General features: G+C 34.9%; 11 protein-coding genes. 1 reads left to right on the forward strand and 10 read right to left on the reverse strand.

The features are described from left to right. Positions 1-704 precede the first annotated feature (704 nt). The 9 genes from A5821_RS04495 to A5821_RS04535 form a co-directional block, all read right to left on the reverse strand. Complete coding sequence (locus A5821_RS04495) at positions 705-1,364, reverse strand: MurR/RpiR family transcriptional regulator (protein ID WP_249921825.1); 660 nt, start codon at positions 1,362-1,364, stop codon at positions 705-707. 56 nt (positions 1,365-1,420) lie between these two features. After that, positions 1,421-2,197 (reverse strand): helix-turn-helix domain-containing protein, encoded by a 777-nt coding sequence (locus tag A5821_RS04500; protein ID WP_086313416.1) that lies wholly within the window; start codon positions 2,195-2,197, stop codon positions 1,421-1,423. A 236-nt stretch (positions 2,198-2,433) separates the two neighbouring features. Next, positions 2,434-3,864, reverse strand: coding sequence for a 6-phospho-beta-glucosidase (locus A5821_RS04505; RefSeq protein WP_086313417.1), 1,431 nt, complete (start codon positions 3,862-3,864; stop codon positions 2,434-2,436). Positions 3,865-3,904: 40 nt separating this feature from the next. Next, the gene (locus tag A5821_RS04510) at positions 3,905-5,788 is read right to left on the reverse strand and encodes a beta-glucoside-specific PTS transporter subunit IIABC (protein WP_086313418.1); all 1,884 of its coding nucleotides are present in this window, start codon (positions 5,786-5,788) and stop codon (positions 3,905-3,907) included. A 125-nt stretch (positions 5,789-5,913) separates the two neighbouring features. Continuing rightward, positions 5,914-6,750, reverse strand: coding sequence for a BglG family transcription antiterminator LicT (gene licT, locus A5821_RS04515; protein WP_086313419.1), 837 nt, complete (start codon positions 6,748-6,750; stop codon positions 5,914-5,916). Between the two features lie 263 nt (positions 6,751-7,013). Continuing rightward, on the reverse strand, positions 7,014-8,066 hold the full coding sequence (locus tag A5821_RS04520) for a tyrosine-protein phosphatase (protein ID WP_249921826.1): 1,053 nt from the start codon (positions 8,064-8,066) through the stop codon (positions 7,014-7,016). 12 nt (positions 8,067-8,078) lie between these two features. Beyond that, positions 8,079-9,338, reverse strand: a complete 1,260-nt coding sequence (locus tag A5821_RS04525; RefSeq protein WP_086313421.1) for a PTS sugar transporter subunit IIC — start codon at positions 9,336-9,338, stop codon at positions 8,079-8,081. A gap of 23 nt (positions 9,339-9,361) precedes the next feature. Next, positions 9,362-9,664, reverse strand: a complete 303-nt coding sequence (locus A5821_RS04530) for a PTS sugar transporter subunit IIB (RefSeq protein WP_086313422.1) — start codon at positions 9,662-9,664, stop codon at positions 9,362-9,364. Positions 9,665-9,688: 24 nt separating this feature from the next. Beyond that, positions 9,689-10,024: a PTS lactose/cellobiose transporter subunit IIA gene (locus A5821_RS04535; RefSeq protein ID WP_086313423.1), complete on the reverse strand. Its 336-nt coding sequence runs from the start codon at positions 10,022-10,024 to the stop codon at positions 9,689-9,691. Positions 10,025-10,279: 255 nt separating this feature from the next. Between A5821_RS04535 and A5821_RS04540 the strand changes: the two genes are divergently transcribed. Continuing rightward, complete coding sequence (locus A5821_RS04540; protein ID WP_086313424.1) at positions 10,280-12,943, forward strand: sigma 54-interacting transcriptional regulator; 2,664 nt, start codon at positions 10,280-10,282, stop codon at positions 12,941-12,943. Positions 12,944-13,090: 147 nt separating this feature from the next. On the opposite strand, the gene A5821_RS04545 is transcribed toward A5821_RS04540, so the two are convergent. Beyond that, positions 13,091-14,290 (reverse strand): MFS transporter, encoded by a 1,200-nt coding sequence (locus A5821_RS04545; protein ID WP_086313425.1) that lies wholly within the window; start codon positions 14,288-14,290, stop codon positions 13,091-13,093. Positions 14,291-14,317: the final 27 nt, after the last annotated feature.

Consider the following 14,317-nt stretch of genomic DNA (forward strand, 5'->3'; position numbering starts at 1 on the left):
TTGTTCGCGCTTACATTCTTATCATTTGACTGAACTCTAATACGTCCCTTCAATATAATTTTTGTTTACATGCATTAGTTTAACTTGTAAAATTCATAGATTTTTTTAAAATAAAGACCTTATATTGTAAAAAAAAGACGTTATGCCCTATTTCCTTATCAAGCCTTTGTTTTTTTATTATCAAAGATATTCATACTCTTCATAACAACTTCAAACGAATTCACACTTTTTTCAAGCTTTTTTATGTTTGATTTAATCTATTAAGGTTATAGTTTAATCATAGTAAACAACCAATAACTTTGTGGATGAACGTGGTGTTAAAACTCTTTGAGGACTAACGGATGTTTATTCTCGACCTGATGAGGTGTAGGTTCGAATCCTACCGTCCACGTATGTGTATTTATTGCACTTAAACATAGATTCAGCTATAACGAAAGGAATGATGTCTATGAAAAAAATATTCGTTACAGGAGCAACAATATCTGCTATTACACTTGCCGCCTATTCATTTTTGAAACATGCACCAAAACATCATCATGACTATGGAAAATTATAGTAAAAAAATTGTCCTGAACGATTTATGTTCAAGACAATTTTTTTGTTCTATTTTGTTGATAGTCGCTTCATCAATAGCTATAGGGCTAATCATTTAAAGATCAGGTGATACTCATCTTCTTCGGCATTGTCCAAATATTGATACAAAATCAATTCGAGAATTGCCAGCATCGAAATATGAGAAGTAATTTCCATCTTATTAAAAAAAGTTCATCTGTAAATACATAAAAGTTAACATCACTCATATTTTGAACCACATTATTATCTGCTCCCATAATCGAAACAAGTAATGGATGAGCAGTATTTTTTAGTCGTTGCATCAATTGAATCCATTCTTCATCTTTTCCTTGATACGTTAAGATACAAACCATATCATCTGACTTTATCTGCTTTTGAACGATCATTCTCATTGATTGATCTTCTGGAAATACCACAAAAAAACCTCCCGCTACAAATAAATACTTTGCATACTGCATGAGTTGTTTGTTCATTCTCTTAGCAAATAGATAAATAATTGGTTTCTTCTTTAAATACTCTCCAACAGTTATCAAACTATTTTTATCAATAACACGTACTGATTCATTGATATTTTTAAGATACTCTTCTCGGTAATCTTTTTGAGAAATAATAAAAGAGCTGACTTTCTCTTCTTTCTGATTTAAAAGAGTATATTTGATAACCGTTGTAAATTCACTATAGCCAGAAAAGCCAATTTTCCGAACGAATCTTAAAAAGGTTGTTGTTGATACAAAACAATCATCGGCCACTTCGCGAATACTTTTATTCTTGATTTCATTTAAGTTTTTCACAACATATTACGTAACAGGTTACATGTTTTTATGCAAAAAATGATTACTGTTTGTTTTTATCTTACTCTTTTAGAATAATTTACCCCCATCACCAAACAAATTAGCCCTACACTTAACGAAGCTAAACCATTTGAGAAAAAATAATCAAAATAATCATTTATATTCGTGTAAAGCCCTGTAAATAAGCCTGTCAAGTAACTGCCAAAAATCGAAGCAAAACCTAATAATGAAAAAAATAAAAAAAGATTTAGTTTAAAGATATATGTGACAGCAATAACTAGCCAAATAATTATCAGCCAAAGCAATGCCAATGGAATCCCTAAATTCATTAACCATTTTGTCTGGTTGATTTGCGAGAAATATAATGAGTATTGAATACTCGCTAACAAGGGAATTAATAATAAACTAGCCGTAGAAAAAGCTTTTATTAATTTACTTCCCCTAGATTTATACAAGGTAACCCCTATCGCTGCTGCGTAGATCAAACTACTCGTTACAATTAATGACCATGATAAATGATCAGTAATTAACAAGTCTACTAATAGACAAATACCAATGCTTATTATAGTTAAAATAACTAAAGTCAGATTTACATACTGATAGACGGTTTTTTTCTTTAATTCTATCATTACCTTCTTATCTCCTTTCAATAAGTTATCCAAAGATATTTCATAAATATCACTCAATATAATAATATTTTCGATATCAGGATAGCTTTTCCCTGTTTCCCAATTTGAAATAGCTTGTCTTGAAATAAATAGTTGTTTCGCAACTTCTTCTTGAGTCATTTCCAATTCTTTTCTTCGCGACTTTAATTGTTCCCCAATATTCATATTTTCCTCCTTCTTAATCTAAATTAACCAACTTTATATCATTGTACCAGAAAATATTACTTGCAAATGAAAAAAAAGGATGCAATAAACTGTTGCATCCTTGATTTAACAAGCTTTTTGAAATAAAAACAACTATTTTAACAACAAAAAACACAACTGCTCTAGCTGTGTGTTTTTTGTTGTTCTATTACTTTTTTACTTTAAATTAAAATCAATTTACTTTTAAGGAATAACTCTTAGTTCGTTAAATCTTCCCCATTTGTCGCAATGACTTTTTTATACCAGTCAAATGATTTTTTCTTCGAACGTTTCAACGTACCATTGCCTTCGTTATCACGATCGACATAGATAAAGCCATAACGTTTCTTCATTTCACCTGTTCCAGCAGAAACTAAATCGATACAGCCCCATGTTGTATAACCTAGTAAATCAACTCCGTCTAGCTCTACCGCATCTTTCATCGCTTGGATATGTGCTGCCAGGTATTCAATACGATAATCATCGATCACATTGCCGTTTTCATCTGGTGTATCTACTGCTCCTAAGCCGTTTTCAACGATAAATAATGGTTTTTGGTAACGATCATATAAGTCATTCATTGTTGTACGCAAGCCTAGTGGATCGATCTGCCAGCCCCATTCACTTGCTTCCAAGTATGGGTTTTTCACTGAGGCAAAAATATTGCCCGCTGTTTTTTCATTGATTGCTGGATCCGTCGATTGTACACGTGATGAGTAATACGAGAATGAAATAAAATCGACTGTGTGTTCTTTTAGTAGTTCTAGATCTCCATCCTCAATCGGTAATTCAATGCCTTCGCGTTCTAATTCTTTAAGAGCATACGCTGGATACTCCCCGCGAGATTGAACATCGATAAAGAAGAAATTCTCACGGTCTGCTTTACGCGCTGCCCAAACATCTTCTGGTTTACACGTATACGCATAATTTGTCCCAGCAGCTAACATACAGCCGACTTGGTTTTCTGGATCAACTTCATGAGCGATTTTCGTTGCGATCGCACTTGCTAATAATTCGTGGTGAGCTGCTTGGTATTTGACTTGTTCTTTGTTTTCGCCTTCTTCAAAATAAAGACCAGCCCCCATAAATGGTGCGTGTAAAATCATATTGATTTCGTTGAATGTTAACCAATATTTTACTAAGCCTTTATAACGATTGAAAATCACATTACATAGATTTTCGTAAAAGCCAACCATTTCACGACTGCGCCATGCACCATATTTTTCCACTAAGTGCATAGGACAATCAAAGTGAGTAATGGTTACAAGGGGTTCTATATTGTGTTTGCGGCATTCTTTGAACAAATCTTCATAGAACTTCAACCCTTCCTCATTCGGCTCTGTTTCGTCTCCTAGAGGGAAAATACGGCTCCAAGCGATCGATAGACGGTAGGTTTTAAAGCCCATTTCGCCAAACAACGCGATATCTTCTTTATAGCGATGGTACATGTCGATTGCGTTTTGGGCTGGATAAAAATGTTCGTCATCAAACGCAAACATTTTCTTTTCACCAGTGATTACTGGGAAACGATCTGGTCCAACAGGGGCAAGATCCACGTTCGCTAAGCCACGTCCGCCTTCATTATAGCCACCTTCGCATTGATTGGCAGCTGTTGCGCCGCCCCATAAAAAGTCTTTTCTAAATGCCATTCAAATCATCCTCCAATTTATTAGAATAAAGGGATTCTTGTTATCGAATAACCTTCATTACTTGTTCACCTGGTTCAGACAAGGCTTTGGTCAACGTAATAATATCACCAAAGTCTGTTGAATTTGTTACCACAACGGGTGTAATTATATTATAGCCTTTTTCAGTAATTTTTTCTAAGTCAAATTCAATTAATTTATCACCAATTTCAATATTTTGACCTTTTTCAACAAAGTATTCATACCCATCCCCATTTAATTGGACCGTGTCAATACCAATGTGGATCAATAACTCCACTCCTGAATCACTAGTTAAGCCAATTGCATGTTTAGTATCAAAAATGGCTGTTACAGTTCCTGAAACTGGTGCGTAAACTACGCCTTCTACTGGTTTAACAGCAAATCCTTTACCTAAAATTTCTTCTGAAAACATACCGTCTTCGACTGAACTCAAAGCAACTATTTCACCCTTAATCGGTGTAGCAACTTCTGTAATAGAACTTATGTCAGAAGAGGAAGTATCTTCACTTTTATTGGGTATTACTTTTGTTGTTTCAACTACTGGGTCTTTATATAAAATATAAGAAATCACAAAAGAGAGCACAATACTAATAGCCGCTCCGATACAAGCCATATATAAATGACTTAACGTATCATCACCAATGTAACTTGGGAGTGTCAACAAACCTGGTGAACCACCAGTAAAGTTTTTCACTCGAGTGATTCCCATAAATAAACCACCGATTCCACCACCGATCATTGCCGCATATAAAGGTGTTTTATATTTCAAGTTAACCCCGTATAGAGCAGGCTCAGTAATCCCAAACAAACCAGTTAAACCAGCTGAAGCAGCTACTTGTTTGATTGAAGAATCTTTACTTTTCACACCAACCGCTAATGAAGCAGCTCCTTGACCAAGGTTTGACGCCAACATACCTGGATAGATCACACTGTCATATCCTGTTGTCATTCGATTGTTAATCCCAATCGGTACTAAGCCATAGTGAGTTCCTGTAGCTACAAACAATGGTGTCAACGCACCAATAATGGTTGGAACTAACCACGGGCTGAAGTTTTCTAATGCTTTGATTCCATTTGAAATACCATCGCTAATGAAATAACCAACAGGTCCAATAACGACTAATGATACCGTTCCAACAATCGCAATTGTAAGCAATGGTTTACTGAAAAACTTAATTGCTTTAGGTGACACTTTATCAGCAATTGGTTCAACATAAGACATAAACCAAACCGCCAAAATAATCGGAATAACAGATGATCCATACGTTACTGCAGATATTGGTAAGCCAAATAGATGAATACCACCTTCTCCAGCTTCTTTGATTGCATTAACCATTCCAACAAAGTTTGGATGCAGTAAAATTCCTCCTACCATCATCGCTAGATACATATTGGTTTTAAATTTTTGTGCAGACGATGCTGCTAGTAAAATAGGTAAAAAGTAAAAGGCCGAATCTGCCATAAAATCAATAATAATGTATGTTTGTCCCGTTTTGTCAATTGCATTAAAAACAACTAATAGTGATAAAACAGCTTTTAACATCCCTGCTGCTGTAATTGCTGGTAAAATCGGTGTGAAAATACCTGTAATCGTGTCGATAATTTTCGAAGCAGTCCCACGATCATCTTTCTCATCAGATTCAGTTGGTTCTCCATCTAAAGAAGGTACTTCCTTTAAAATTTCTTTATAGACACTACCAACATCACTACCAATGATGACTTGATATTGTCCGCCTTTTGAAACAACACCCATTACGCCAGCTGTATCTTTTATCTCCTCTGTTTGCGCATTTTTCTCATCTTTCAAATTGAAACGTAGTCTTGTAGCGCAGTGAGTTAGTCCCGTAATATTTTGTTTGCCACCGATTTTTTCAATAATCGTTTGTGCTAATTCTTGATAATTCATTTTTCATCCCCCAAATTTTAAATATTAAATCGTGTAAATTAGTAACATAAAAAAATACCTAAGAAACCTCTTATTCCAAAGAGATTTTTCTTAGGTATAGCCTGCTTTAATGCAGTAACAATCCTTTAATTGTTGGTAATTCTTCTGATATGAATAGTGAGATAAATCATCTCGTCTTCTTGTAAATCACGACCAAATTCTTTGCTGATATATTCACGGATCTTCAATGCACAAAGGTATTCTTCTTGGTATTTTTCCTTTAACATAAACAAGAATCCTTCGTCTTTATCTTTGTCTAACTCTATACCGCTAAATAAACGCTGTACAAAGAACTTTAAATGCGTAATAAACCGCTCATAATTTAATGTGTATTCATCTAAATCAGTTTTATAATGATACTTAACAATATTGATGATTTTTTGAATGACTTTTGTCATTTCAGAGACTTGGCTAACTTGGGATAAATCAAGTTCTGCATTAACAATATGCAATGCAATAAAACCTGCTTCATCTTCAGGCAACACAATTCCCAGACGATTGGAAATCATATTCAACGCTTCTTTTCCTATCAAGTATTCATGATTGTAAAAACGTTTGATCTCCCAAAGAAGTGCATTTCTAACAGGTAAGCCGCTACTGTGACGCTCAATCGCATAATCGATATGATCTGTCAGCGTCAGGTAGATATTTTCGTTCAACTTTTTGCCTAAGGAAACTTTAGCAAAACCAATAATTTCATTTGCCACCTGTAGATGCTCTAAACGAACGTTTGCTAATAGCTGAGTAAGCTTATTTGTATTTAAATCGGCATTGCTTGTATACACTTTTTCTATAAGAGTATCCTCAATGACATCACCGATATTTTTCTTAAAGCCAATCCCTTTACCCATCACTAGCACTTCAAGCCCGTCAGCATCAAGAGACTTTATAATATTATTATTGATTACTTTTTTTACTTCCATATTGTCCCCTCAATGAGATTAGATCAGCTAGCTAATTAAATGTTGATAAAAAGAAATGAAGTATAGCCTGAAAATTCAGTAACAATCTTAATTTCTCTTGTTATTAAAACATGAAAGTAAAGCGTTGTCAACATAGGAAAAAACAACGTTTAGTTTTTAGGATGAACTAAATTTGTAAATCAACTATTTTGTTACTTATCGCAAACAAATAGCGAGACAGATTACTGATTCCATCTCACTATTTTGACTTTTCATAATTTTATCTATTCGATTGGATACAAGTATCTAGTTCTTAAAATCTCCAATTGTGTAGCATCTATCTCTAATACTTCCTTTAAATAATGCTCTATCGTACCATAACCTTCTTCTACCGTTGTATACGCCCCATCAAGATAGTCTCTTCTGGTTTGCTGAAGTGAGGCTAAAAAAGCTAAAACATCTTCATTGTCAGTATATTTTTTGTAGATAGCCATTCTTTTAGCATTTCTCGGGGCATTCATCTTATCCGTCAGTAGGTAATCTTCATAGATTTGTTCCTTTCCAACGCCTAGTGCACCTAAGTACAATGCTGCAGCCCAGCCAGTCCGATCTTTTCCACCTTGACAGTGGAATATCAATGGTGTGACAGAATCTTGTAATAGTATTTCGAAAAAATGTTTATATGCTTCAATAGCATTTTCTCCTAATACTAATTGTTCCATCTGTTTAATCATGATGTTACGGTTTTTGATTAACTGAGCTCGACCTGCCTCAGTCTTCACCATTTTTTCTAATTGAATGATTTTATCTTCATCTTTCTTAGAAACTGATTGCGTACTAGCTTGTTGGGCAACATCGGCATGGGGATTGAAATTGAACATCTCACTGGTTAAAATCGCTTTATTTGGGTCTTTTGCAATCTCTTCTGGTGAACGAAAGTCAATAATTCGTTTAACGCCCATACGTTCGATATAGGCTTGTCCTGCCACATCGATTTGATGAAGTGCATCTGAACGAAAGACTTTTCCCCAACTTGTTAAACGACCATCTTTCGTTAGATAACCTCCCATATCACGACAATTATACAAGTTTCTTAATGGTAAGCGTCGTTCAGCTCCAATAAAGGTTTCTGAATTTATGTTTAATTTAAAGTAATTTCGCTCTTTAGAATTAGGATCAATCACTTTTTGCCAACCTTTTTCAGTGAATTCTATATAATTAGACTCGGTTTTTCCTGAACTATCAGGTCCATAGTAAACATTTACAGGAAGCTCAGCTATTTCAGGAATATAGATTGCTAACTCATCTTCTTCTCTTTTCACTTGAAGTGTTTGCATTATTTCACGCTCCTAATTATTTTCAAGAGTTGCGGCTTCATCAGCAACACCTTGACTATCTAATTTTTTCATAAATGGCAGATACAATAATAATACCACAACAAATTGAATCAGCTGAACGACTAATCCTTGCCAACCAGCGGCCATAAAACCAGATAAGAAGGTCGGCAGATTTTTAGGAACATTCACGCTAATAACTGGTAAAAATCCTATAATCGTTGCCAAATAAGCAATTCCTACGCAAACAGCTGCCGAAAGAGTTAAAGGAATAAAAATGACTGCATTCATGATCATCGGAATACCAAATTTCATTGGTTCAGTAATCCCAAAAATACTAGGCACTAAAGAGATCTTACCAATCGACTTGAACTTTTCGCTTCTACTCATCCATACTAAAATCACAGCTAATGCTAAAGCTCTAGGGCCTTTAAAAGCATCTAAGAAGAATGAATTGATAATATTTGTCGCTACTTCTCCAGCCGCTACTGCTTCCATATTAGCATATGCTTGTGTTGTAAATAAAACAGCGATAACAGAACCTACAACCATACTTCCATGAATACCAAAAAACCATAGCAATTCTGATAAGAACATAATAAATAGTGCAGACCATATTGAACCACCTAAAGATTCCAGTGGTGTTTGAAGATTCGTATAAATAAAATCATGAACATTTCCAAATTTCGTCTCAGCGAATGCTGTACTTATTAGAATAACAACAATAAAAATAATTGCAGCAGGAACAATTGCTTCAAATGTTTTAGCGATTGCTGTAGGAACACTCTCTGGCATTCTAAACGTGATACGCTTTTCGACCATCTTAGCAAACACCCAGGTTACAACCAATGCAACGATCATTCCAACAAAAATCCCTTTTGAGCCTAGGTAGGTTAGTTCAAAAGCCATCGCCGGTTTCTCTTTACCAATATCAAATGCAGTTATTGGTGTTAAAACGAAGAACGACGCTAACGCTAAGATAATCGAAGAAATCATATCACCTTTTTTCTCTTTGGCCATTGCACTTGAAATACCAATAATCACATAAATCGTAATTAAATTACTTGAAATTGATGTGCCAAGCGAACAAGCCTTCACAACTATTTCTGGCAAACCTGGAATCATACCGATTATTGTTGTCAAACTTCCCACAATGGTAATCGGCAGCGTCATCATCATACCATTCGCAATACTTTTAACAAACGTATTATTTGAAAACTTATTGACAAATACGTTCAACCCATTAGTAAATGAACTTTTTTTCGTTTCTGACATTTGTATTCCTCCTTTAACTAACCCTAATTAGATGCAATAACTTCTTGAGCATTCTTAAAGACTTTTTCCCCATTCATCATGCCATAATCCATCATTTCAATCACAAGTACTGGAATAGTTGGATATTCTTTTTTCACATCGTCCAATTGATAACCAACTTGAGGTCCTAACAAGATAATATCCGAACCTGTTACTCGTTCTTCTAATTCACTAAGTCCGCAGGCTGAAATATCTGCTTCGATTCCTTGGGATTTCGCATATTCTTCCATTTTCTTAACTAACATTCCTGTGGACATTCCACCTGCACACGCTAATGTAATTTTCATCCTAATCACCTTTTCCTTTTTATTTTATGCATTCTGTTTAATTAAAATACGCATTTCTTGTATCTCTTCATGTAAATCGATACATTCTTTTGAAAAATCTGTTGCTGTGATAGCGGCCATCATATGATCTTGTGCATGAGTCAAAAACATATTTGCTGGTTCTTCTGGATTGTTCGCAAATTTCTGTAAAATATCTGTATGATGCTGGTGTGCAATTTTCAGATTGCTCTTGCTTTCCTCCAACATTTTTTTGGCAGCCTCTATTTCTCCACCTTTTGCTTCCTTGATTGCATTCATTGCCAGTGACTTGGCATTGCCAGCATACACAATAATTTGCATTACATCTGTCTCTGAAATCATTTGACATTCTCCTTTCAAACACTCGTTACGTTGTCATATTTATATAAGCAATAAACGTGCCAAACGATTAGAAAGGCTATGAAACAAGGTTCTCATCAAATGTGTTTCATATTTCCTAAAAAACAAAACACATTCCAACTCAGCGATAAAACACATTGTCAAGAATAAAACACATGACTTTGACTATTTCATTTCACACCAGTATACTTAATCCGTAGAACACAAAAACACATATTTATCAAAGGTCGGGGAAAAATGAAAAGAATCGATAAAGTGGCAGAATTACTACGCCAATATTCTGAAAAAACACCAGTCACAGCAAGTGAAATCGCAGAACAATTAAACATTACACGAGCAAATGTTAGTAGTGACTTAAATCAATTAGTTAAATTAGGCAAAGCAGAAAAAAATGGAACGAAGCCTGTTTTTTTCTTTTCAACTAATCCAAAAGAAGAAACTGAAACGAATATCTTAGATGACTTCATCAAAAAAAGCCCTAGTTTGTTTCACTGTGGTGAACAGGCTAAAGCTGCTGTCTTATACCCGCCAAATGGCATGCATATTTTATTAACTGGCGAAACAGGTGTCGGAAAAAGTATGTTCGCCGAATTGATTTATACTTATGCAGTCTCTCAAAACAAAGTGAAAGCGGATTCTAACTTTGTTACCTTCAATTGTGCTGACTATGCCAACAACCCTCAATTATTGGTCGGCTCTATTTTTGGTGTTCTCAAGGGTGCTTATACAGGTGCAGACAGTGATCGAACTGGCTTATTAGAAAAAGCCAATGGGGGTATCCTATTTCTTGATGAAATTCACCGCCTTCCTCCTGAAGGACAAGAAATGTTGTTTACTTTTATTGACCGCGGCGTTTATCGAAGACTTGGTGAGACCAGTAGTGAAAGACAGGCACAAGTACTACTCGTTTGTGCAACAACGGAAGATACCTCTTCCTCTTTACTACAAACCTTTATTCGTAGAATTCCAATGAGAATCGAAATCCCAAGCTTAATTGAACGAGGACTAGAAGAACGACTAGGCTTGATTGCAACGTTTTTCCAAATGGAGACTAAAAAATTAGGGACAGCGATAGAAGTTTCCACCAATACGATTCGAGCATTATTAGGCTATCATTGTCCAAATAATGTAGGTCAACTAAAAGCAGATATTCAGTTGCTTTGTGCAAAAGCTTATGCGCAATTTATTGCTCGACAAGAAGAAACTATTAAAATAGGTAGTTATGAATTACCACATTATATCCGTGAAGGTCTTTACAACAATGAAGACCGAAAAAAAATATGGTTACTTTTACCAAATATGAATGCTCGATTTTTTCTTTTTAATGAAGAAGAAACCACTCTTTTTTTACCTAAAGATACGACGAACGGAAATGATATCTACCAAATCATTGAACAAAAAATGAATGATATGGAACGAATCGGTCTTGATTTTTCCCAAACTTCTGAGATTATCGATACCACGATCACTAATTACTATCGTTCATATGATAATGATTCAACAATCGATTTAACTAATTTAGAACAAATAGTCGGATCAGAAATTGTGGCAACTGCTAATAAAGTCTGTGAAAAAGCCTCTCGATTATTGAATGTTTATCTACCTGATAATGTTCGTTATGGACTCTCTCTTCATCTATATAACACGATTCAGAGAATAAAAAGAGGTCAAACTATCATTAACCCAAGAATCTCTGAGATAAAAAAAGAATATCCTAGACATTTTGAAACAGCACAGCATTGTCTTTCGGTTATTGAGACTGATTTTAGTATTCAACTACCTGAAGATGAAGTTGCCTTTCTTGCATTATTTTTTACAACCGATGAAAATAAAAGTAAAAAAAGAGCGAAGGTCGAAGTCATTGTTGTGGCTCATGGTGAATCCACGGCAACCAGTATGGCGACAGTCGTTAATAAGCTATTGGGTGAACAAATAGCTGTAGGTTTTGATATGAGTCTTGACGAGAAACCGATTACCGCTTTGACCAATATACAAAATTATCTTTCTTCAAAAGAGCAGTTAAAAGACGTTCTTTTACTAGTAGACATGGGCTCTTTGATTAATTTCAGTGATGAATTAGAGAAAAAATTAAATATTCAAATCCGTTGTATTGAATTAGTTAGTACACTTCATGTCTTAGAAGCAAGTAGAAAAGCCTCACTTGGCTATGGACTAAATGAAATATTTGAAGCAACTATAAATATCAGAGGACTTTCTACTTATAAAAAACATTCAGAAGAAAAAAGACCGTCGAAATTATATATACTCACTTTATGCACTACTGGAGAAGGATCGGCTCAAATGATCAAAAAAATGCTAAGTAGCCGTTTGAATTTGAGAGGTTCTGCTTGTGAAATTGTATCTTTACAAATCACAGATCAAAAATTACTTGAACAAACTGTCGCAAACTTAAGCCAATCTGGAAAAATAATCTGTACGATCGGTACGTTTCAATATCCTTTCACTGCACCGCATTTCTCAATTACTGATGCACTAGACGAAACAAAAACAGAAAAAATCCAATCACTTATCGATTATGAAATCGCCTTTGAAGGCATGCGTCTAAATATTGCAACTATGTTGGAATATAAAGATGGTGAGAATTTGATTCTATCGATTCGAGAATGGGTGGAAACGATGGCGGCAGAAATCAATCCGGCTATCTCTTATGAAATAAAAATTGGATTGTCTTGTCATATCGTTTGTATGATCGATCGTTTAAAACAAGGAAAAAATGTCAGTACTTTCCCGCAAACTTTAACGTTTAAGGAAAAATATTCAAATGAAATTTCTATTGTTCAAAAAAATAGTCAATTTTTAGAAGCTTACTATGCCATTTCTATTCCTAAAGATGAAATCTTTTATATCACTGCTTTTTTTATGAGCGAATCGTTTATTTGATTTCCAGATACAAAAACTATTACTATAACGATAGTAGATCGTTCGTTTGTATATTGAATTTATGAAATACCTAAAAATGTAATACTAATATTAGTAAAAACGCAGCATCTTCGAAGTTCTCAGAGATGCTGCGTTTTTTAAATTCTTCTATTCATACTCTTCTTCTGTAGCAAAATATTGATTATGAACGACCACAAATACAAGACCTATTAGAACCATAAAGGCAGCAAAATAAAAGGGTATACTTGTATTCCAAATTTCCGCTAGCTTACCAGCAATAAATGGCGCAATCGCTCCGCCAAAAAAACGAATAAAACTATAAGAAGATGATGCTACACTTCTTTCGATCTCAGGTATCTCCATAGCAATCGTTGTCAAAAGTGTATTGATCAGACCTTGGAAAAAGCCTGCCATGATAACGCCTGCTGCAACCAATCCAGGTTTTTGGGCGCTGAAGCCAATAAAGAACAAACACGCAAAGAATAAAAATAATGCAAGTAAAATCGTACGATACGTATTGATCTGTTTTTCTAAAATAGGTGCAATGAATACCGATGCAACAGCTAATAATGCGCCCCAACCAAAAAAGACAAATCCAATTTGCATTTCAGAAAATCCTTCCAGTAAAAATGGTGCATATGCTAATAAGGTAAAGAAACCAAAATTATATAGTAGTGCAATAATGCCAACTGAACGTAATTTATGATTACCTAAAGCTTTGATCCCTGCCCAAAGAGTAACTTTTTTCTTTGGTTTAGCGATAGGAGTCAATAAAAGACCAATCGCAAAGCTTGCAATAAGCATCAAAGTAGCTACACCAAAAAATGGCATACGCCAAGACATGCTTCCTAATACACCACCAAGCAACGGACCAATAGCCATTCCAAGTCCCATAGATGCTTCGTACATAATAATTGCTTTCTCTGTTTGCCCGGCTAACACACCCACAATAGCTGATAAAGCAGTTGAAATAAATAAAGCATTTCCTAAACCCCAGCCCGCACGTAAATAAATCAGTCCTTCAATTGTTTCAGAAAAACCAGCTAAACATGAAAATCCTATAATGATAATAAGTCCAAAAATCAATGTTTTCTTTGCACCTATTCGACTAGAAATAAAACCAGTAAACAACATCATGACTCCTGTCACCAACATGTAGCTCGTAAACAATAAAGTTGTTTGAGCTGGCGTTGCATCTAATTGTCTAGCAATTGTTTTCAAAATAGGATCAACTAAACCAATTCCCATAAATGCAATCATACATGTAAATGCCACTGCATATGCCGATCGCAAACCCGCCTTAGTTTCTATCTCCACTTGTTCCTCTAAAATACCTGTTTCTTCCATTTATTTCCCTTCTTTCTATAAAAAGAT

The sequence above is a fragment of the Enterococcus sp. 7F3_DIV0205 genome, assembly GCF_002141365.2.
GTDB lineage: Bacteria > Bacillota > Bacilli > Lactobacillales > Enterococcaceae > Enterococcus_L > Enterococcus_L palustris.